This window comes from Thiolapillus sp. (assembly GCF_048562965.1).
Lineage (GTDB): Bacteria > Pseudomonadota > Gammaproteobacteria > Chromatiales > Chromatiaceae > Thiolapillus > Thiolapillus brandeum_A.
This window is the reverse complement of the sequence record NZ_JBHNMF010000004.1, coordinates 1-19,147: the sequence shown is the minus strand read 5'-3', so window position 1 is coordinate 19,147 and position 19,147 is coordinate 1. Positions and strand designations below refer to the sequence as shown.

The window sequence follows — 19,147 nt, the reverse complement described above, 5'->3', positions numbered from 1 at the left end:
AATGATCAGATTCGACAACGTCAGCAAATCCTACCCCGGCAGCAATGGCGGGCTGCGCGAGATCAGCCTGCACATCGAGCCCGGCGAGATGGTCTTTCTCACCGGTCATTCAGGCGCGGGCAAGAGCACCCTGCTCAAGCTCGTCGGCCTGCTGGAACGCAGCAGCCGCGGACAGGTCTGGGTGAACAAGCACAACCTGACCCGCCTCAAGTCCGCCGACAACCCCTGGCTGCGGCGCGAAGTGGGCATGATCTTCCAGGACCACCGCCTGCTGGCGGACCGCACGGTTTTCGACAACGTGGCTCTGCCCCTGGTAGTGGCCGGAGTGGCGCACCGGGAGATTCGCAAACGGGTGCAGGCAGCCCTGGACAAGGTCAGCCTGCTGAAGAAAGCCCGCGTGCTGCCCGTTACCCTTTCCGGCGGCGAACAGCAGCGTGTCGGCATCGCCCGGGCCATCGTCAGCAAACCGCCCGTCGTGCTGGCAGACGAGCCCACGGGCAACCTCGACCCGGAGCTTTCCCAGGAAATCATGAGCCTGTTTCAGGCATTCAACCAGGTCGGCGTCACCCTGCTCATCGCCACCCATGACCTGGCGCTGGTGGCGTCCATGCAAAAGCGCATCCTGACGCTGGACCAGGGCCGTTTGATGCAGGACAGCAGGCCATGAAACAGCGCAGGCAACACCGTGGATTCAACAAGCGTTTCAGTCTGTCAGCCTGGCTGACCCGCCATGCCCAGGTCCTGTTCTCCAGCCTGGGACGCCTTTGGCAGCGCCCTCTGGGCAGTCTCATGACCCTGCTGGTACTGGGCATCGCCATCGCGCTACCCCTGGGGCTGCACCTGCTGGTCAACAATCTGCAGCAGCTCGCCGAACAGTGGGACAGTGGCGCCAGCGTATCCGTGTTTCTCAAAGAAAACAGCAGTGACGAAGCCATACAGTCACTCATTGGCACCCTGAAATCCCGGGACAGCATCAGCGGGGTGCGGCACATCACGCCGGACCAGGCGCTCGAGGAGTTTCGCCAGCAGTCCGATTTTTCCGCCGCCCTGGAACTGCTCGACGACAACCCCCTGCCCCACGTGCTACAGATCCGCCTCCGGAACACGGACATTTCCGCCGGTGAGTTAGAGCAATTTCTCCAAAGCCTGGAAAAACACTCCGAGGTGGAACTGGCGCTGGCGGATCTGCAATGGGTGGAGCGTTTCCAGGCGATCACCCGTATCATCCAGCGTATCGCACTGGTGCTGGCGGTATTGCTCTCCCTGGCCGTGCTGCTGATCATCGGCAACACCATCAGGCTGGAGACCCAGGGGCGCCGGGATGAAATCGAGATCATTAAGCTGGTCGGCGGCAGCAACGCCTTCATCCGCCGGCCTTTCCTGTACGAAGGCTTCTGGTACGGGCTGATGGGCAGCCTCATCGCCCTGGGGCTGATCCTGCTCTCGGGCCTAGCGCTGCGCGACCCTGTCGCCCATCTCACCGCTCTGTATCAGAGCAGTTTCCAGCTCAGCGGCCTGGCGCTGACAACCATCCTCGGCGTCATTGGCAGCAGTGTTCTTCTGGGCATTCTCGGCGCCTGGATTGCCGTGAGTCAGCATCTCGGAGAGATGGAACCGGACTGACCACATATATTTAGTTTTATACCCGCATAAATCTGGAACTTTTTCGACAATTGGCACTCTTACTGCTTGAGTGCTAATTTTTCTGGTCATGAAATCAGGTGAATGTTAATCTAATGCAAGTGTGTCTTCGGCCTCGTGATAGATTTTGGGACATCCCAGTCCCCAAAATCGACTCGGCCTTTGACAACCTATTGGTGCCCCAGCCGTCCTGGTCACCAAGCACTACGCAACAACTTCGCAAGCTCGTTGCTGCTCCGTACTTGGCTCCCAATGACTGGACGCCGCGTTTGGATGCCTACTTTGCTTCCCCTCTGGCGCTATGCGCACGACGGGTAAGCAGTGCGGCCTCGCGGCTACTGGGGGGGTCTACCAGCCTTCGCTTCGCTCTCCATGGCTGGCAGCGAAGGTGGAATACAGAATTTCGGGGGTTACAGAACATGAATAACAAACAACTCATTACAGCAACCATGCCGACAGGCAGCATGGAATCCTATGTCAGTGCGGCCTTTCAGTTGCCCATGCTCAGCCAGCAGGAAGAGCATGATCTGGCCGTGCGCTGGCACGAGAAGCAGGATCTCGAGGCCGCCCGGCAGCTGGTCATGAGCCATCTGCGCTTCGTGGTGCGTATCGCCCGGCAGTATGCGGGTTACGGTCTGCCGCAACCGGATCTTGTCCAGGAAGGCACCGTGGGACTGATGAAGGCCGTGCGCCGTTTCGATCCCAACGTGGGTGTGCGCCTGGCTTCCTTCGCCGTGCACTGGATCAAGGCGGAAATCCACGAATTCATCCTGCGCAACTGGCGTATCGTCAAGATCGCCACAACCAAGGCGCAGCGCAAGCTGTTCTTCAACCTGCGTTCCAGCAAGAAGCGCCTGGGCTGGTTCACCGAGCAGGAAGTGCAGGACGTTGCCAGCGACCTCGGCGTCAAACCCGAAGAAGTACGCAACATGGAAGCCCGTCTGAACAACTACGACATGGCTTTCGATCCCATGGACGCCGACAGCGAGGATGAGCATGTGGCACCGGCTTCCTATCTGCCGGACATGCGCATGGAACCGGAGAGCATCCTTGAGGCGGAAGACACTGAGCGTGACGAGAACGAGCGTCTTTATGCCGCCATGGAGGAACTGGACGAGCGCAGCCAGGACATCCTGCGACGCCGCTGGCTGTCTGAAAAGAAAGCCACCCTGCACGAACTGGCCGACGAATACGGCATATCCGCCGAGCGCATCCGCCAGATCGAGAAAGCCGCCATGAACAAGCTGCAGGATAGAATCGCCGCCTGATTGTCGACAACCCTTCCGAAAAGCCCGGAATTCCCTTCCGGGCTTTTTTTATGCCCGCGGACAGGTTGCGCTGACGACTGCACCCTGAGTTACCGGCGTTTCCACCAGCCATGGCGGCCATATGCCATGAAAGGCCAGTGCGTAAAAAATGCCCCCCCATTTCCCGGTATTTCTTCGCACTGCAGATCACCTCATCACCATGCCTTGAAACAACGCACGCATGAAGACCCGAATATGGTTTATATTTGGCCTTGTGTTCAACAGACGCATTGGTCAGCAAACGGGGCGTTACATGCACTACTTCATCACCGGAACAGATACCGACTGTGGTAAAACCCTGGTCACCCTGGGTTTCATGCAACTCTGCCTGCAGCGCGGCCTGAAGACTGCCGGCATGAAGCCGGTCGCCGCCGGTGCACTGCGCACGCACGAAGGACTGTTGAACCCCGATGCACTGGCCATTCAGGGCCTGAGCAATCCCACCTTGTCCTACCACGAAGTGAATCCCTTTTGCTATGAACCCGCGGTCGCCCCCCATCTGGCGGCCAGGCACGCCAGCCGTCCCATTGATCTGGAAGCGGTAGAAAGGCAATACAAACAGCTGTGCAACTCCCACGAGGCCATCGTGGTGGAAGGCGCCGGCGGCTGGAAGGTGCCGCTGACCCCGGAAGAAGACATGGCGGCCCTGTGCCGGCGTCTCGATCTGCCCGTGGTACTGGTGGTGGGCCTGCGCCTGGGTTGTATCAATCATGCTTTGCTGACGGTAGAGGCCATTCTCGCCAGCGGCCAGCCTTTGCTGGGATGGATCGCCAACCACGTCGATGCCAACATGGCCATGGCCGAGGACAACATCCAGACCCTGAAACAGCGCATCAAGGCTCCGCTGCTGGGGCGTATACCGCGGCTGGATCAGGTCAGCGCCGAAATCGTCGCCACCTACCTCAGTCTGCCTTCTTCCTGAGGCAGGACATGCGGTTCGTGCCTCACCGCATCCTACTTTTTGTCGAGCATATTCAGGGGCACACTCACGTCACCGGCGTGGGACTTCTGCGCCGGCGCCCAGGCATGGCCATACACCACCTCGTAAGTGGCGGGCAGCACGCCATCACAGCGAAAGCTCTCGTAGGCCTCCCGCATGGCCTGCATTCTGGCCTTGCCCGTCAGGCCCCGCGGACGTTTGCTGGTGGCATTGCGGGCGCCGATGTTTTTCAGGTCGCTCATGAGATCATCCACGCGGGCATAGGTGAGCACGATACGCTCCACGTCCATGACGGGTGCGGCATAACCGCTGTTGACCAGGATATCCCCCAGGTCGTGCATGTCCATGAACGGGCTGACATGGGCATCATCGTCCACCACTGCCCAGGCTGAGCGCAATTCCTGCAGGGTATCCGGCCCGAAGGTCGTGAACATGAGCAGCCCGCCGGGACGCAGCACACGCAGGCATTCCCGGTACAGCTGCAGGGGATCGCTGGCCCACTGGAAAGCCAAGTTGGAACAGATCAGGTCCAGGCTGTCATCGGCCAGGGGCAGGTGCTCCATATCGCCGCAGATACAGCGCGGACGCCTCAGCCAGCGGCCCTTCTTACGAGCAAGGTCCAGCATGGGCAAAGCAAAATCCAAGGCATGAACGGCAGCTTTGGGATAGCGCTGCAGCAAGTGCCCTGCCTGCTCTCCCGTGCCACATCCTAGGTCGAGCACTGCCTTGGGTTCCAGCTTCACCAGGTCCAGGCGTTCCAGCATGCGGCGGCTCACCTCGCGCTGCAGCACCGCCGCATCGTCATAGGTGCCGGCGGAACGGCTGAAAGCGCAGCGGGCTCTTTCCTTGTCGATGTAAATGTCAGACATGACGGATGAAAGCTTCCAGCCGCTTTAGGCACTGCCCGGGATGGGAAAGAAAAGGCGCGTGGGCCGCGCCGTCGATGACATGGACTTCTGCCTGGGGTTGCAAGCCTGTCAGGGCATGAGCGAGGCTTTTGGGCACCAGGGTGTCCCGCTCCCCCAGCAGCCAGGCCGATGGCAGATCCAGGGTGGCCAGTGCCCTGCGCAGGTCACTGTGTAACAGGATATCCAGGCCCGTCTGCAGGGCGGCAGGGTTGGGCAGCGGCCGGCTGTCGAATTCCCGGCGCAACCGCAGCAACAGGTCTTTCGCATCCGCCGCGCCCTGCACCTGCAGGCTGAGGAAACGCCGCAGGGTTCTGCGGCTGTCGGTTTCCAATTCCGCTGCAAAACTCTCCAGCACCGCTGCGGGAATGGCGCAATCCCAGTCCTTGCGCTGCACGAAACAGGGTGATGTGGCCACCCCAACCAGGGCCCGCAGTTTTTGCGGCTGCAGCAGCGCTGCCTGCATCATCACCAGCCCCCCCAGGGACCAGCCCAGCCAGACGGCATCCGCCGGGGCTGCCGCCAGCACCTGTTCTGCCCAGTCTTCCAGTCTGGTGGCGGGGTTCCAGGGCGATTCCCCGTGTCCCGGCAATTCCACCAGGGTGACGCGATAATCCTTTTCCAATACTTTCGCCAGGGTCAGCCACACCGAGGCATTCATCCCCCAGCCATGAACGAGCAGCAGCTCGGCACCCTTGCCACTGGTCCGGGTCCAGAGTGTCACGGCTGCAGTCGCTCCAGGGCGGACAGCAGGCGCTGCAGGTGATCATCACTGTGGCTGGCGCTGAAGGTGATGCGCAGGCGGGCGCTACCCTTGGGAACCGTCGGCGGGCGGATGGCGGTGACGAGGATACCCTGCTCTTCCAGGAGACGGCTCCATTGCAGCGCCTTTTCCGCACTGCCTGCAATCAGGGGCTGTATGGGCGTCGACGATACCGGCAGGTCGAATCCCAGGCGGGCGGCGCCTTCGCGGAAACGTGCCACGAGTTCCTGCAGCCGCGTCCTGCGCCAGCTTTCCTCGCGCAGGATGTTCAGGCTGCAGCGTGTCGCCTCGGCCACGGCGGCGGGCAGCGCCATGGTGAAGATATAGGTCCTGGCTTTCTGGATCAGGGTTTCGATGAGCACTTCCGATCCGGCGACGAAAGCACCGGCCGTACCGAAAGCCTTGCCCAGGGTTCCCATGAGCACGGGTACCTGCTGTGTATCGAGATTCCAGTGTTCGAGACTCCCGCCGCCATGGATGCCCAGCACACCCAGACCATGAGCATCATCGACCATCAGCCAGGCATCGCGCTGCCGGCACAGTTCGCCCAGCGCGGGCAAATCGGCCAGGTCACCGTCCATGCTGAACACACCGTCCACAGCCAGCAGTTTTTCGCCGCCGGCCTTGTCCAGCTGCTTCTTCGCCACATCCACATCGCCGTGAGGAAAACGCAACAGCCGCGCATCGGAAAGCCGCGCGCCGTCGACCAGGGAAGCGTGATCGAGACGGTCCTCGATCACCGTGTCCCCCCTGCCCAGCAGGGTAGTGATTACCGCCAGGTTGGCCATGTACCCGCTGGAGAACAGCAACGCCCGCTCCCTGCCGGTAAAGGCAGCCAGTTCTTCTTCCAGTTGCTGGTGAGCGCGGCTGTGCCCCGTCACCAGGTGCGCCGCGCCACTGCCGCTGCCCCAGCGGTCGATGCCTTTCCTGAAAGCCCCGGCCACGCGGGTATCCGCCGCCAGCCCCAGGTAATCGTTGCTGGTGAAACTGAGCATAGCTTTTCCATCCACGATCACTTCAGGCCGCTGGGGAGAATCCAGCACCCGGGGGCGGCGGTAGAGATGGTCCCGCCGGGCCTGTTCCAGCAGGGGGCGAAGGTCCTTCATCAGACCCGGTGACAGGCTCTGCCCTGGGGCGGCTTTTCGGTTTCTACGTGCTGCTCCATGGACAGACCCAGGCGCTCGAACAACTGTTTGTCGCGGTCGGTTTCGGGGTTGTCCGTGGTGAGCAAGCGCTCACCGTAGAACAGGGAATTGGCGCCGGCGAGAAAACACAGGGCCTGCAGTTCATCGCTCATTTCCGTACGCCCGGCAGACAGGCGGACATGGGAACGGGGCATCATGATGCGCGCAACGGCCACGGTGCGCACGAATTCCAGGGGATCGAGTTCCTCCACGCCAAACAGAGGAGTGCCTTCCACCTGCACCAGCAGATTGATGGGCACAGACTCGGGATGGCTGGGCAGGTTGGAGAGCTGGCAGAGCATGGAGGCCCGGTCACGGCGGCTCTCACCCATGCCCAGGATACCGCCGGAGCAAACATTCAAGCCGGCCTTGCGCACGTGATCCAGGGTCTGCAGCCGGCCTTCATAGGTGCGTGTCGTAATCACCTCACCATAGAACTCCGGCGAGGTATCCAGGTTGTGATTGTAGTAGTCCAGCCCGGCGTCCTTGAGCTTCTGTGCCTGATTTGCCGTGAGCATGCCCAGGGTAACGCAGGTTTCCATCCCCATGTCTTTGACCGCTTTAACCATTTCGGCCACTGTCTGCAGGTTGGTGTCTGTGGGGTTGCGCCAGGCCGCACCCATGCAGAAGCGGGTCGCCCCCTTCTCCCTGGCCGCAGCTGCGGATGCCAGCACCTCATCCAGAGGCAGCAGACGCTCACGCTCCAGCTGGGTATCGTTGCGCGCGCTCTGGGAACAGTAGCCACAGTCTTCTGGGCAGGCGCCGGTCTTGATGGACAGCAGGGTGCTGACCTGCACTTGATTGGGATCGAAATGATCCCGGTGTACGGTCTGGGCGCGATACAGCAGGTCGTTGAAGGGCAGGCTCAGCAGCTGCTCCACTTCTTCGATGGCCCAGTCGTGGCGGATTTCTGATGTCATGGCGTTGCACAAAAGGCTAGAATAAGGCCGAACCAGTTTAGAGAAGGATTCTCATCTGTCAACTTGCAGGAGGCAATATGGTTTACAACTGGCAACGACTGCTGTTTCCACCCACCTGCCTGATTTGTGGCCTGCCGGGTGAAAATGACCTGGATATCTGCGACCACTGCCGCAGCAGACTGCCCTGCAACCGCCTATCCTGCGCCTGTTGCGCACTGCCGCTGACCGGACAAACCGACGCCGGTGTGCTGTGCGGGAACTGCAGCCGTCATCCGCCACCCTTTCATCGCATCATCAGCCCCTGGCTGTATGAAGCGCCCCTGGATGACCTCATACAGCAGCTGAAATTTGGCCAGAAACTCCCTGCGGGGCAACTGCTTGCCCAACTGCTGGCCGGGATGATCACGGAGCGGGACCGGCCAGAACTGTTGCTGCCCGTGCCGTTGCACCCCGCACAACTGAAAAAACGGGGATTCAACCATGCCGCCGAAATCAGCCGCGTGCTGTCCCGGGAGCTGGGCATCCCGTGGTCACCCTGGCTGCTGCGCAAGACCCGTGAGACGCTGCCCCAGCACAATCTCGGTAAAAGGGAACGAAAGCGAAACCTGCGCAACTGCTTCAGTTTCGACAACCGCCGGCACTACCGGCATGTCGCCGTCATCGATGACGTGGTAACCACCGCCACCACCGCGGCCGAAGTGGCCAGCACACTGAAAAAATCCGGCGTGGAAAAGACTGATATCTGGGCACTGGCGCGCACACCTACAAATAGATAGCATGCATATGATGGTATAAAATTCATCCACTACCCGACCGTTTGGCTACTGTACTTCATGCTGCGCTTCTTTCTCATCTTCCTGGCCATACAGGCCGCGTTGTTCACGGCGGAGCTCACGCGCCCGGTGCAGCAGGCCATCGTCATTCCTTTCACCGAATCCATCGCTTCGTTGAGTGCTTGGCTGATCAAGGCCTTTGATTCCGGCGTCATTGCCTACAGCAACATCATCCGCGACCAGCAGAGCGGCTTTGCCGTAGCCATCGAAGCTGGCTGCAATGGGGTTGAGGCCACCATCGTGCTGGTAGCCGCCATGCTGGCCATGCCCACGCCCTGGAAACTCAAGCTCATCGGTATCGGCAGCGGTTTCCTGGCCATTCAGTTCATGAACCTGCTGCGCATCATCACCCTGTTCTATCTGGGCCAGTGGAACAGAACGGCATTCGACTGGGCGCATTTGTATATCTGGCAGGCACTCATCATGCTGGATGTGCTCATCGTGTTCCTGATCTGGCTGCGCTTTCTTCCATCAAAGCAGGAAGCCGCCCATGTCGGCTAGCCCCGTCAAACGCTTCGTACTGAAGGTGATCCTGTGGCTGCCCCTGTGCTTTGCCGTCTGGTATTACATGAAGGGCGTCATCGGTTTGCCCACCTTCTTCCTGGTGGATGGCATCATGAGCCACTGGCTGCCGGCTTTCATTAAGGACATCGAATTCCAGGGGCATTTGCTGAACGTGGTACTGCAGTTTGCTCCACCCCCGGAGATCAAGGTACCCGAAGGACAGAAGGCCGAACTGGTGTTCAGCGTCAATTCCCTCGTGTACGGCTACAGCATCCCCCTGTACACGGCGCTGATACTGGCCACCCCCGATACAGAAAAAGCCAAGTGGATCCACTGGATCACCGGCTTCATTATCCTGGTGCTCGCCCAGAGCTGGGGGGTGAGTTTCGATATCCTCAAGACTCTGCTGTTCAAGCTGGACCCCGGCCTGTCATCCCAGCTGGGTTTCAGCAGCTTTCAGAAAGAACTGGTGGCTCTGGGTTACCAGTTCGGCTACCTCATCCTCCCCGCCGTGACGCCCCTGGTGCTGTGGATCGGCTTCCATCAGCAGTTTCTCGGGCAGCTGGTGCCGGGGATACAGGACAGGTTCAGGCGCTGAACCCGCTCAACCTGCTTGCAACGCCTTTACTCAGGGCAATGGCTTTGAACCGCTCTCCCATGGCTGTTGGCAGAATCAACTGCTTGACGCCCTGCATGACTGTCATGTGCTGTTCCACATCTTCGGGGTCCAATTCGGACAACAGGTTTTCCAGGCCACAGCCCAGCAGAACGTTCGCCTGGCTGCTGAAACCCAGAAGCTTCAGGCCGGCATCCTCTGCGGCTTCGGCAACGGCGGTGAAATCAACGCTGGCGGTGATGTCCTGCAGACCGGGTCGCAGCAGTACATCATCATGTACCTGGTGGCGGTAGTGACAGATGAGGGTGCCCATGCTGCGCTGGGGATGGTAATACTCCTTGCGGGTGTAACCATAGTCGATGAGCAGAACGACCGCCTGCGGCAACCGCTCTGACAGCATCTGCAGCCAGGGCGCGAGACGCAGGTTCACTTCCGAGACATAACCCGGCTGAAGTTTGCCAGTTTCTTTCTCGATGGCGGCTACCGCTTCAGTCAATTCCACCCCGGCCGAACGCCATTGCAGGGACAGCTGTCCTTCCTGCACCCCAACCACCTGTTCTTCCACCTTTTGATCGCCCCGCCGGAACAGGTGCACCGGCATTGCATCCAGCACTTCGTTGGCCAGCACCATGCCGGAAAAATCCCGGGGCACTTCCCGCACCCAGCTGACATGTTTCATCAGTTCGGGAACCCGGGACTGCAGCGTCTGGCGCTGACGCTGCTGCAGTTCGGGACTGAGTTCAAGAATCCGGTAGGAAACGGGCCGGTCAGGATGCAGGCGTTGCAGTTCCGCCAGAATCTGCGCCGCCATCACCCCCGTACCTGCACCGAATTCCAGGATTTGCCAGGTGCCGGTAGATTCGAACACCTCGAGACAGGGGTGCGCCAGGCACCGACCGAAAAGGGGCGATATCTCCGGTGCGGTGACGAAATCCCCGCCCTCGCCGAACTTGTGGGCGCCGCTCACGTAGTAGCCCAGGCCTGGCGCATACAGGGCCAGCTCCATGTAGCGATCGAAAGGCAGTGCTCCCCTGGCCTTGCGGATCTCTTCTTCCAGCAGGGCCATCATGGCCTGCTGCTGGGCTGCTTCTTCGGCAGAAAGTTCGGGAAGGTTCATTGGATGCTGGCCCTGGCCTGGAAATTTCATGAATTTGCGTAATGATCGCGCAGAAGATTGTTTTCACAAGGGATTTTCTGAAGGCGTCCCATATCCACGATTACGGGCAACTGAAGAAAATCCCTTGTGGAAATAATAAACAAGCGAGGGCGCGTGCTATTCATGAATTTTCCGGGCTGGGGTAAACTGGCCGGAATTATAGCAACAGCCGGACAACCATGATGCTCGACCCACAGCCCCTGCAGAACAAGACTGTCCTGATCACCGGCGGCGCCGCCCGACTGGGAGCCATGAGCGCTCGTTTTCTGCATGCTGCCGGTGCTCACGTCATCATCCACTACCGGAATTCCGCGGAAAAGGCTCAGGCGCTGCAGGCGGAACTGCAGAGATCCAGACCCGGTTCAGTGTCCCTCGTGCAGGGCGACCTGCTGGATTTTCCGTATCTGTCCCGGCTTGTCGATGACGCCCTCGAAGCCACCGGCCAGCTGGATATCCTGCTCAACAATGCTTCCAATTTCTTTCCCACCCCCGTGGACGAGGTCACGGAACAGCAGTGGGACAGCCTGTTCGGCGTCAATGCCAAGGCACCTTTCTTTCTGGCGAAAGAAGCGGCGAGCGCGTTGCGGAAATCCAGCGGTTGCATCATCAACATGGTGGACATCCACGCGGAACGCCCTCACAAGAACCATCCTGTGTACAGCATGGCAAAGGCTGCCAATGCCATGATGGTAAAAAGCCTGGCCCGGGAACTGGCGCCTCAGATCCGCGTCAATGGCGTGGCGCCGGGTGCCATCCTCTGGCCCGAGGGCAACGCAAACGCCAAGCACCAGTCCCTGCCGCGCATCCCCCTGGAACGGGCCGGCCGGCCGGAGAACATCGCCCGCACGGTGCTCTTCCTTGCCACGGCGGAGTACATCACGGGGCAGATCATCGCCGTGGATGGCGGGCGGAGTGTGCAGCAATAGGCGCAGTTCAATCCAGGCGCACAACCCGCAGCAGACCATCGCTACCCTGGTGCTCATCCCACAATTGCCTGTACGTCTTTTGGGAACCTGGATAGATCTCTCCCGGCGCAACATCCACCAAGGGTTTGAGCACGAAAGCATAACGCAGAATCTCGTCCCGGGGAATGCCGGCGGCTTCGTCCATCAGATCGCCCCAGGTGAGCAGATCGAGGTCGATGGTTCGCGGTGAAAATTTCTCTTCACCACGCATGCGGCCCAGGCGTTTTTCGATTTCCCGCAGCCGCCCACGCAGCCGATCCGGCGGAAGATCGGTATCAATGCCGATGACCATGTTCAGAAAATCATCCCCCTCGAAACCCACCGCCTGTGTGCGGTACACCGGCGACAGCACCAGCTCGCCAAACACCTGCCGCAGATTGTCGATGGCGGCGCGCATATTGCGCTCGGGCTCCACGTTGGTCCCGGCAGATATCCAGGCCCTGGTCACTGGAACCTGCCCTTTCTTTCGATGACCACGCCCACGGAAGCGGCATTCTCTACCGCATCGGGTTTGTGCACCGTCATGCGCAGCCAAGTCACGGCAAACTCCCGGATCAGCAGCTCGGCACAGCGCTCCGCCAGGGTTTCCACCAGCTGGAAGTCACTCTGGCCAACAAATTCGGTGATGCGTTTCGCCATGGCATGATAGTCCAGGGCATCCTGAATGCGGTCGCTGGCGGCGGCCCTGGCCGCATCTGTGGCAATTTCCAGGTCCATGATCAGCGGCTGACGGATTTCTCTCTCCCAGTCATATACGCCGATGACCGCTTCGAGCTGCAACTGCCGCAGAAAAACCTTGTCCATGTCATTTTGCCAGTGGAGAAAACAGGAAGGAATAGCTTACCATAGGCGAATAATTGCTCACGGACCACCAACATGCTGCTTTACGCCCTCGTGCCTTTGGCCTATCTGCTTGGCTCCATTTCCAGCGCCATCATCGTCTGCCGCCTCATGGGACTGCCGGACCCGCGTACCCAGGGCTCCAACAACCCGGGAGCGACCAATGTATTGCGCATCGGCGGTAAAAAGGCAGCAGCCATCACCCTGATGGGCGATGCGCTGAAGGGGCTGCTCCCCGTGCTCGTCGCCCATGCCCTGAATGCCACCCCGCTGATTCTCGCCCTGACTGGCATGGCCGCCTTCCTGGGGCATCTGTATCCGGTATTTTTCGGATTCAAAGGTGGCAAAGGCGTCGCCACCGCACTGGGTGTCCAGTTTGGTCTGTACTGGCCCATCGGCCTGAGCATCGCTGCCATCTGGCTGTTCGTGGCCAAGGTGATGAATGTTTCGTCCCTGGCAGCGCTGATCGCCATGGCGCTCGCACCTCTGGTCGTGTGGTGGTTCTGGCCAGCGCCGGAGCTGATCATCATGCAGGTGGTCCTCAGCATCATCCTGTTCTGGCGTCATCGCAGCAATATCCAGAATCTACTGAGCGGCAAAGAAGGAAGAATCAGCGAAGAAGGCGGCAAGTAAAGCAGGTTCAGGGCACGTGTAATTCCATCAGTGACCAGCGAGGCCTCGCCTGAAAAGCCAGCCCTACGGATTCTCCAGCACGAAGACGCTGCCAGCCTGCGTAGGCGATCATAGCGCCATTGTCTGTACAGAAGTCCAGGCGGGGATAGAAAGCGTTCCCGCCCTCCGCGCTCATCATCTGGTTCATCTTCTCGCGCAGATGCTGATTGGCGGCCACGCCACCTGCAAGCACCAGGGTTTTGACGCCACTTTCACGGATGGCGCGCCGGCACTTGATCGTCAGTGTATCCACGACGGCATCCTCAAAAGCCCGGGCGATGTCGTTTTTCAGCGTTTCCAGCTGATCTTCCCGCAAACCTGCCGACTCCCGCTGCATGGTGGTCAGGGCGTAGGTCTTGAGGCCACTGAAGCTGAAATCCAGGCCGGGACGGTCGGTCATGGGACGGGGAAAGGTAAAGCGCGCAGGATCACCCGACGCCGCCCTGGCTGCGACGGCCGGACCGCCGGGATAACCCAACCCCAGCATTTTTGCGGTCTTGTCAAAGGCTTCCCCTGCCGCATCATCCAGTGACTCACCCAACAGTTCATAGTTCCCGACACCTTCCACCCTGACCAGCAGGGTATGGCCACCGGACACCAGCAGCGCCACGAAGGGAAATTCCGGAGGTTCTTCTTCCAGCATGGGCGCCAGCAGGTGGCCTTCCATGTGGTGCACTTCCACGGCCGGCACCTGCCAGGTCCAGGCCAGGCTGCGCGCCACCGCCGCACCGGAGAGCAACGCTCCAGCAAGGCCCGGCCCTGCTGTGTAGGCGATGCCACCGATATCAGCGCCTTTCAACCCGGCCTGCCCGAGCGTGGCGCGAATCAGAGGGACCAGCTTGCGCACATGGTCACGGGAGGCCAGTTCCGGCACCACGCCACCATATTCCGCGTGCAACTCGACCTGGGAGTAGAGCTGGTGGGCCAGCAGCCCGTCCCTGCCGGTGTAGATGGCTACCCCGGTCTCATCGCAGGAGGTTTCGATTCCCAGCACAGTCAATTGGTTCATTCGATTGCAAATCCTGAAAGAAAGGGATAAAATCCCGCAGCCTTGCTGCCTGAGGAACCCTGTGGGCTCCCGGCAAAATGAATCAGTTTACTTGTTTATATAGAGGAAGCAATGCCTAGCGTACGCGTCAAAGACAACGAACCTTTTGAGGTTGCAATGCGCCGTTTCAAGCGCTCCTGTGAAAAAGCCGGCATCCTGGCCGAAGTTCGCCGCCGCGAATTCTACGAGAAGCCCACCTGGGAGCGTAAACGCAAAGCCGCTGCAGCGGTCAAACGCTGGCAGAAGAAGATCTCCCGCGAAAGCCGTCGTTTCGACCGCACCTACTGATCTGTTACCCGATGTCCGCTCTCAAGGACCGCATCACCGGTGATATGAAAGCCGCCATGAAGGGCGGTGACAAGGCCCGACTGGGCGTGATTCGCCTGATCCTCGCTGCCACCAAGCAGATCGAGGTGGACGAGCGTATCGAACTGGACGATGCACGGGTACTGTCGGTACTGGACAAGATGGTCAAACAGCGCCGCGACTCCATCACCCAGTACGAAAACGCCGGCCGCACCGAGCTGGCGGATCAGGAAAAGTTCGAGATCGGCATCATCCAGGAATACCTGCCGGAACAGCTGGATGAAACCGAGATTGCGGCACTCATCGACGAAGCCATAAAGGCCACGGGCGCCAGCTCCATGAAAGACATGGGCAAGCTCATGGGCATGCTCAAGCCCAAGCTGCAGGGCCGCGCCGACATGGGTGCCGTTAGCGCCCAAATCAAGCAGAAGCTCTCGGGCTGACAAACCCTGCTAAACTTCCGGGGTGGCCGGAAAGATCCCTCCAGAATTTATCGACAACCTGCTCTCGCGGGTTGACGTGGTTGATGTCATCAACCAGCGCGTGCCCCTGCGCCGGGCCGGCAGCGAATACAAGGCCTGCTGCCCTTTCCACGACGAAAAGACCCCTTCTTTCACCGTAAGCCCCAACAAGCAGTTCTATCATTGCTTCGGCTGTGGCGCACATGGCACGGCCCTGGGCTTCCTCATGGAATATGACCGCCTCAGCTTTCCCGAGGCCGTAGAGGAGCTGGCTACCAGCGTGGGGCTGGAGCTTCCCACGGAAATTGCCTTTCAGCAGGGGCCTGACACGCGCCCGCTCTACCAGCTGATAGATCAGGCCGCAGACTATTTCACCCGCCAGCTTCGCCAGCATCCCGATGCCAAAAGAGCCACCGACTATCTGCAGCAACGCGGCCTGTCCGGCGAAATCGCCCAGACGTACCGCATCGGTTTTGCCCCGCCCGGCTGGAACAACCTGCTGAGCCAGCTTGGGGACAGCAGGGAACGTATTGGAAAGCTGGAGACCGCAGGACTGATCTCATCGAACAACGGCAAGCAGTACGATCGTTTCCGCGACCGCATCATGTTTCCCATCCACGATACCCGGGGCCGGGTGGTTGGTTTTGGCGGCCGCGTCATGGGCGACGACACACCGAAATATCTCAATTCCCCCGAAACCCCCATTTTCCACAAAGGGAAAGAGCCGTACGGCCTGTATGAGGCGCGCAAGGCACTGAAGGACATTTCTTCGCTGCTGGTGGTGGAAGGCTATATGGATGTCGTTGCCCTGGCGCAATACGGTATTCAGAATGCCGTTGCGACCCTCGGCACCGCCACCACCGCTGACCACCTGGAAAAGCTGTTTCGCAGCACCCCGGAGGTCATCTTCTGCTTCGATGGCGACAGGGCGGGCAAGGATGCCGCCTGGAAAGCACTGGAAACCACCCTGCCCCTGCTGCGCGACGGGCGTCAGGCGCGCTTTCTGTTCCTGCCCGACGGCGAAGATCCGGACAGCCAGGTGCGCAAACAGGGGAAAGAGGCCTTTCTGATCCAGATGGAACAGGCGCAGCCTCTGTCCGAATTCCTGTTCAGCAAGCTCGCTGAGCAGGTCGACATGACCACCCTGGACGGGCGCGCACGCCTGGTGGCCCTGGCGACCCCCTATCTCGAAAAACTGCCCAAAGGCATCTTCCGCGATATGATGAAACAGCAGCTGATTCGTTTGTCCGGCAGTAAAACGCCGCAAAAAGCCAAGGGTACGCCGAGGTTGCGCGCTGATTTTCGCCGGGGCTCACGCCCCATGCTCATGAAACCCGTACATCGCGCCATCGCCCTGCTGCTGCAGTATCCCGAGATCGCCAGCCGGGAAGACCTTCCCCAGGCATGGAAACAGCCGGAAACTCCCGGCACCGCCATCCTCAACCAGCTACTTGAAATCCTGCGGAAAAACCCCACCTATTCCACAGCCGTTCTGGTCGAGCACTGGGAAGATGACAGCATCCGCCATCACCTCGGAAAACTCGCCACAACCGATCTGGCCGTTACCGGCGATCAGGTTGAACAGTTCCTCGGCTGCCTTCAGCGCCTCGAAAAAGAAGCCCGGCAGGCGGCGGGAAAAGAGGTCCGCAACAAACTGCGGCCTTCCGACATGACCGAAGACGAGAAAAATCTGCTGCGCAAGCTATACTCAACAAAGAAGTCAGAGTGATGTTTACGTTGATTCAGCAATTGCGCAGACATTCTCTATAGAGGTATAATGCGGAGTTCTCTTTTGAGTGGCTTACAATAACCGACTGCGAGCATTATGGATCAGCAACAATCTCAATCCCGTATCAAAGATTTGATCACCAAAGGTAAGGAACAGGGCTTTCTTACCTATGCAGAGGTGAACGACCATCTGCCAGACACTATTGTCGATTCCGATCAGATCGAAGATATCATCCGCATGATCAATGAGGTGGGCATCCCGGTGTACGAAACACCGCCCGACAAGGATGACACCACCATCAACGCGGATGCCGTTCCCACGGATGAGGAAACCGCGGAGGCCGCCGCTCTGGCGCTGGCATCTGTGGACAGCGAGTTTGGCCGTACCACTGACCCCGTACGCATGTACATGCGCGAAATGGGCACCGTGGAACTGCTGACCCGCGAAGATGAGCTGCGTATTGCAAAACGTATCGAAGACGGCCTCAATCAGGTCGGTGCCGCACTCGCGGCCTTCCCGCCTGCCGTCGAATTTCTGATTAACCGAATCACAGACGCCCAGGCAGAAGAAGCAAAATACTCCGACGTCATCGTCGCTCTGATCGACCCCAACGAACCTGATGTCCCGACTCCCCCTGCGCCTCCTGCCGCGAAAAAGGATGACGACGAGGAAGTGGACACCGGCCCCGATCCGCAACTGATCATCGACAAGACGCTTGATCTGGTCAAGGCGCACAAAAGCTGGCAACGCCACCTGCAGAAGAACGGCAATGACGACAAGGCGAAGAAGCTCAGCGGGCGCATCGTCGAGATCTTTACCGAAATCAAGCTGAACCCGCTGCTGTTCACGCGCATGGCCAATACCCTGCATGACGCGGTCGCCAGCATTCGCCAGCAGGAACGCATCATTCTGGATATGTGCGTCAATGTTGCAGGCATGCCACGCCGGGATTTCATCACCAACTTCCCCAAGAACGAAACCAACCTCGACTGGGTGAAGGAACAGTGCAAGGGCAACAAGCCCCACACCGAAAAGCTCAAAGAACTGGCCGACGATATCATTCGCGCCCAGCGCAAACTCGCGGGCGTGGAAGAAAACTGTGGCCTGAGCATCGCTGACATCAAGGAAATCAACCGCCGCGTGTCCATCGGTGAAGCCAAGGCACGCCGCGCCAAGAAGGAAATGGTCGAGGCCAACCTGCGCCTGGTCATTTCCATCGCCAAGAAGTACACCAACCGCGGCCTGCAGTTCCTTGATCTCATCCAGGAAGGCAACATCGGCCTGATGAAGGCGGTGGACAAGTTCGAGTACCGCCGTGGTTACAAGTTCTCCACCTACGCCACCTGGTGGATCCGTCAGGCCATCACCCGCTCCATCGCGGATCAGGCCCGCACCATCCGCATCCCGGTGCATATGATCGAGACTATCAACAAGCTCAACCGCATCTCCCGGCAGATGATCCAGGAGAAGGGCCGCGAGCCCACGCCTGAGGAACTTTCCGAGCGCATGGAAATGCCCGAGGACAAGGTGCGCAAGGTACTGAAGATCGCCAAGGAGCCCATCTCCATGGAAACCCCTATCGGCGACGACGAGGATTCCCACCTGGGTGACTTCATCGAGGACCAGGGCGCCATCTCGCCCATCGATTCCGCCACTATGGAAGGCCTGCACGAGTCCACCCAGAACATGCTCGCCGGCCTGACGCCCCGCGAAGCCAAGGTGCTGCGCATGCGTTTCGGTATCGACATGAACACCGACCACACGCTGGAAGAAGTGGGCAAGCAGTTCGATGTCACCCGCGAGCGCATCCGCCAGATAGAAGCCAAGGCACTGAGAAAACTGCGCCATCCAACCCGTTCGGAGAAAATGCGCAGTTTCCTGGATGGAGACTCCTCTTAAGGCACCTGACAGCTTTCTCCAGCTTTCCCTGACAGGCCGCCGCCGCAACAAGCCCATCCATGGCTTTTTCAACGGCCTGCCAAAAGAATATGGGCCCATAGCTCAGTTGGTCAGAGCAGTCGACTCATAATCGATTGGTCGTAGGTTCAAGTCCTACTGGGCCCACCATACAGCACAAAGGCCAAGCGTGTCTTCGGCCTCGTGATAGATTTTGGGACATCCCAGTCCCCAAAATCGACTCGGCCTTTGACAACCTATTTGTGCCCCAGCCGTCCTGGTCACCCAGCACTACGCAACAACTTCGCAAGCTCGTTGCTGCTCCGTACTTGGCTCCCATATGACTGGACGCCGCGTTCGGAGGCCTACTTTGTTTTCCCTCTGGCGCAAGGCACGCCGGGAAAACAGTGCGGCCTCGCGGCTACTGGGGACTACCAGCCTTCGCTTCGCTCTCCATGGCT

General features: G+C 59.7%; 23 protein-coding genes and 1 tRNA gene. 16 read left to right on the top strand and 8 right to left on the bottom strand.

The annotated features are described in order from the left end of the window. Window position 1: 1 nt before the first annotated feature. The 5 genes from ftsE (at window position 2) to bioD (ending at window position 3,870) form a co-directional block, all read left to right on the top strand. The gene (gene ftsE, locus ACOCD2_RS00660) at window positions 2-667 is read left to right on the top strand and encodes a cell division ATP-binding protein FtsE (protein WP_293645377.1); all 666 of its coding nucleotides are present in this window, start codon (window positions 2-4) and stop codon (window positions 665-667) included. Next, on the top strand, window positions 664-1,623 hold the full coding sequence (gene ftsX / locus ACOCD2_RS00655) for a permease-like cell division protein FtsX (protein WP_293645379.1): 960 nt from the start codon (window positions 664-666) through the stop codon (window positions 1,621-1,623). The genes ftsE and ftsX overlap by 4 nt, the downstream gene beginning before the upstream one ends. Before the next feature lie 135 nt (window positions 1,624-1,758). Beyond that, entirely contained in the window at window positions 1,759-1,959 is a 201-nt protein-coding gene (locus ACOCD2_RS00650) for a hypothetical protein (RefSeq protein WP_294105104.1), read from the top strand. Window positions 1,960-2,060: 101 nt separating this feature from the next. Then, a complete protein-coding gene (gene rpoH, locus ACOCD2_RS00645) occupies window positions 2,061-2,909 on the top strand; it encodes an RNA polymerase sigma factor RpoH (protein WP_293644734.1) in 849 nt (282 codons plus the stop codon). A 292-nt stretch (window positions 2,910-3,201) separates the two neighbouring features. Beyond that, window positions 3,202-3,870: a dethiobiotin synthase gene (bioD, locus tag ACOCD2_RS00640; RefSeq protein ID WP_293644732.1), complete on the top strand. Its 669-nt coding sequence runs from the start codon at window positions 3,202-3,204 to the stop codon at window positions 3,868-3,870. A gap of 32 nt (window positions 3,871-3,902) precedes the next feature. Here the strand turns inward: bioD and bioC are convergent, their stop codons facing one another. The 4 genes from bioC to bioB are packed head-to-tail and all read right to left on the bottom strand — an operon-like array spanning window position 3,903 to window position 7,660. Then, window positions 3,903-4,757, bottom strand: coding sequence for a malonyl-ACP O-methyltransferase BioC (gene bioC, locus ACOCD2_RS00635; RefSeq protein WP_293644724.1), 855 nt, complete (start codon window positions 4,755-4,757; stop codon window positions 3,903-3,905). Next, complete coding sequence (gene bioH / locus ACOCD2_RS00630) at window positions 4,750-5,517, bottom strand: pimeloyl-ACP methyl ester esterase BioH (RefSeq protein ID WP_293644722.1); 768 nt, start codon at window positions 5,515-5,517, stop codon at window positions 4,750-4,752. Before bioH ends, bioC begins: the two co-directional genes overlap by 8 nt. Continuing rightward, entirely contained in the window at window positions 5,514-6,662 is a 1,149-nt protein-coding gene (bioF, locus tag ACOCD2_RS00625) for an 8-amino-7-oxononanoate synthase (RefSeq protein ID WP_293644720.1), read from the bottom strand. Before bioF ends, bioH begins: the two co-directional genes overlap by 4 nt. Beyond that, window positions 6,662-7,660 carry a biotin synthase BioB gene (gene bioB, locus ACOCD2_RS00620; RefSeq protein ID WP_293644718.1) on the bottom strand — a complete coding sequence of 333 codons (999 nt, stop codon included), beginning with the start codon at window positions 7,658-7,660 and terminating at the stop codon, window positions 6,662-6,664. Before bioB ends, bioF begins: the two co-directional genes overlap by 1 nt. A 77-nt stretch (window positions 7,661-7,737) precedes the next feature. On the opposite strand from bioB, the gene ACOCD2_RS00615 reads away from it, so the two are divergent. Genes ACOCD2_RS00615 through ACOCD2_RS00605 form a run of 3 tightly spaced genes read left to right on the top strand, consistent with a single transcriptional unit; the run spans window position 7,738 to window position 9,595 of the window. Beyond that, window positions 7,738-8,436 carry a ComF family protein gene (locus tag ACOCD2_RS00615; RefSeq protein WP_293644716.1) on the top strand — a complete coding sequence of 233 codons (699 nt, stop codon included), beginning with the start codon at window positions 7,738-7,740 and terminating at the stop codon, window positions 8,434-8,436. Window positions 8,437-8,493: 57 nt separating this feature from the next. Beyond that, the gene (xrtH, locus tag ACOCD2_RS00610; protein WP_323790845.1) at window positions 8,494-8,994 is read left to right on the top strand and encodes an exosortase H; all 501 of its coding nucleotides are present in this window, start codon (window positions 8,494-8,496) and stop codon (window positions 8,992-8,994) included. Then, window positions 8,984-9,595 carry an exosortase H-associated membrane protein gene (locus ACOCD2_RS00605; RefSeq protein ID WP_293644714.1) on the top strand — a complete coding sequence of 204 codons (612 nt, stop codon included), beginning with the start codon at window positions 8,984-8,986 and terminating at the stop codon, window positions 9,593-9,595. The genes xrtH and ACOCD2_RS00605 overlap by 11 nt, the downstream gene beginning before the upstream one ends. Here the strand turns inward: ACOCD2_RS00605 and ACOCD2_RS00600 are convergent. Further along, window positions 9,585-10,730, bottom strand: coding sequence for a class I SAM-dependent methyltransferase (locus ACOCD2_RS00600; protein ID WP_293644712.1), 1,146 nt, complete (start codon window positions 10,728-10,730; stop codon window positions 9,585-9,587). The two genes, ACOCD2_RS00605 and ACOCD2_RS00600, sit on opposite strands and share 11 nt — an antisense overlap. A gap of 221 nt (window positions 10,731-10,951) precedes the next feature. On the opposite strand from ACOCD2_RS00600, the gene ACOCD2_RS00595 reads away from it, so the two are divergent. Further along, window positions 10,952-11,695, top strand: a complete 744-nt coding sequence (locus ACOCD2_RS00595; protein WP_293644728.1) for a pteridine reductase — start codon at window positions 10,952-10,954, stop codon at window positions 11,693-11,695. Window positions 11,696-11,702: 7 nt separating this feature from the next. Here the strand turns inward: ACOCD2_RS00595 and folK are convergent, their stop codons facing one another. Both folK and folB read right to left on the bottom strand, forming a co-directional pair. After that, a complete protein-coding gene (gene folK, locus ACOCD2_RS00590) occupies window positions 11,703-12,182 on the bottom strand; it encodes a 2-amino-4-hydroxy-6-hydroxymethyldihydropteridine diphosphokinase (protein WP_293644710.1) in 480 nt (159 codons plus the stop codon). After that, complete coding sequence (folB, locus tag ACOCD2_RS00585) at window positions 12,179-12,538, bottom strand: dihydroneopterin aldolase (protein WP_293644708.1); 360 nt, start codon at window positions 12,536-12,538, stop codon at window positions 12,179-12,181. The genes folK and folB overlap by 4 nt, the downstream gene beginning before the upstream one ends. Window positions 12,539-12,610: 72 nt before the next feature. Between folB and plsY the strand changes: the two genes are divergently transcribed. Then, window positions 12,611-13,207, top strand: a complete 597-nt coding sequence (gene plsY / locus ACOCD2_RS00580) for a glycerol-3-phosphate 1-O-acyltransferase PlsY (protein ID WP_293644706.1) — start codon at window positions 12,611-12,613, stop codon at window positions 13,205-13,207. Window positions 13,208-13,214: 7 nt separating this feature from the next. Here plsY and tsaD read toward each other — a convergent pair whose 3' ends face one another. Then, on the bottom strand, window positions 13,215-14,246 hold the full coding sequence (gene tsaD / locus ACOCD2_RS00575; protein WP_293644726.1) for a tRNA (adenosine(37)-N6)-threonylcarbamoyltransferase complex transferase subunit TsaD: 1,032 nt from the start codon (window positions 14,244-14,246) through the stop codon (window positions 13,215-13,217). A 120-nt stretch (window positions 14,247-14,366) separates the two neighbouring features. On the opposite strand from tsaD, the gene rpsU reads away from it, so the two are divergent. The 6 genes from rpsU to ACOCD2_RS00545 form a co-directional block, all read left to right on the top strand. Continuing rightward, window positions 14,367-14,582 (top strand): 30S ribosomal protein S21, encoded by a 216-nt coding sequence (gene rpsU, locus ACOCD2_RS00570; RefSeq protein ID WP_293644704.1) that lies wholly within the window; start codon window positions 14,367-14,369, stop codon window positions 14,580-14,582. A gap of 11 nt (window positions 14,583-14,593) precedes the next feature. Next, window positions 14,594-15,043 carry a GatB/YqeY domain-containing protein gene (locus tag ACOCD2_RS00565; RefSeq protein WP_293644702.1) on the top strand — a complete coding sequence of 150 codons (450 nt, stop codon included), beginning with the start codon at window positions 14,594-14,596 and terminating at the stop codon, window positions 15,041-15,043. A gap of 22 nt (window positions 15,044-15,065) precedes the next feature. Continuing rightward, entirely contained in the window at window positions 15,066-16,790 is a 1,725-nt protein-coding gene (gene dnaG, locus ACOCD2_RS00560) for a DNA primase (RefSeq protein ID WP_293644700.1), read from the top strand. A 96-nt stretch (window positions 16,791-16,886) separates the two neighbouring features. Next, the gene (gene rpoD / locus ACOCD2_RS00555; protein WP_293644698.1) at window positions 16,887-18,689 is read left to right on the top strand and encodes an RNA polymerase sigma factor RpoD; all 1,803 of its coding nucleotides are present in this window, start codon (window positions 16,887-16,889) and stop codon (window positions 18,687-18,689) included. 91 nt (window positions 18,690-18,780) lie between these two features. Beyond that, window positions 18,781-18,857: transfer RNA gene (locus tag ACOCD2_RS00550), tRNA-Ile, on the top strand. Between the two features lie 33 nt (window positions 18,858-18,890). Next, window positions 18,891-19,147: hypothetical protein (locus ACOCD2_RS00545; RefSeq protein ID WP_419625540.1), on the top strand; the 257-nt coding region annotated here is incomplete at its 3' end.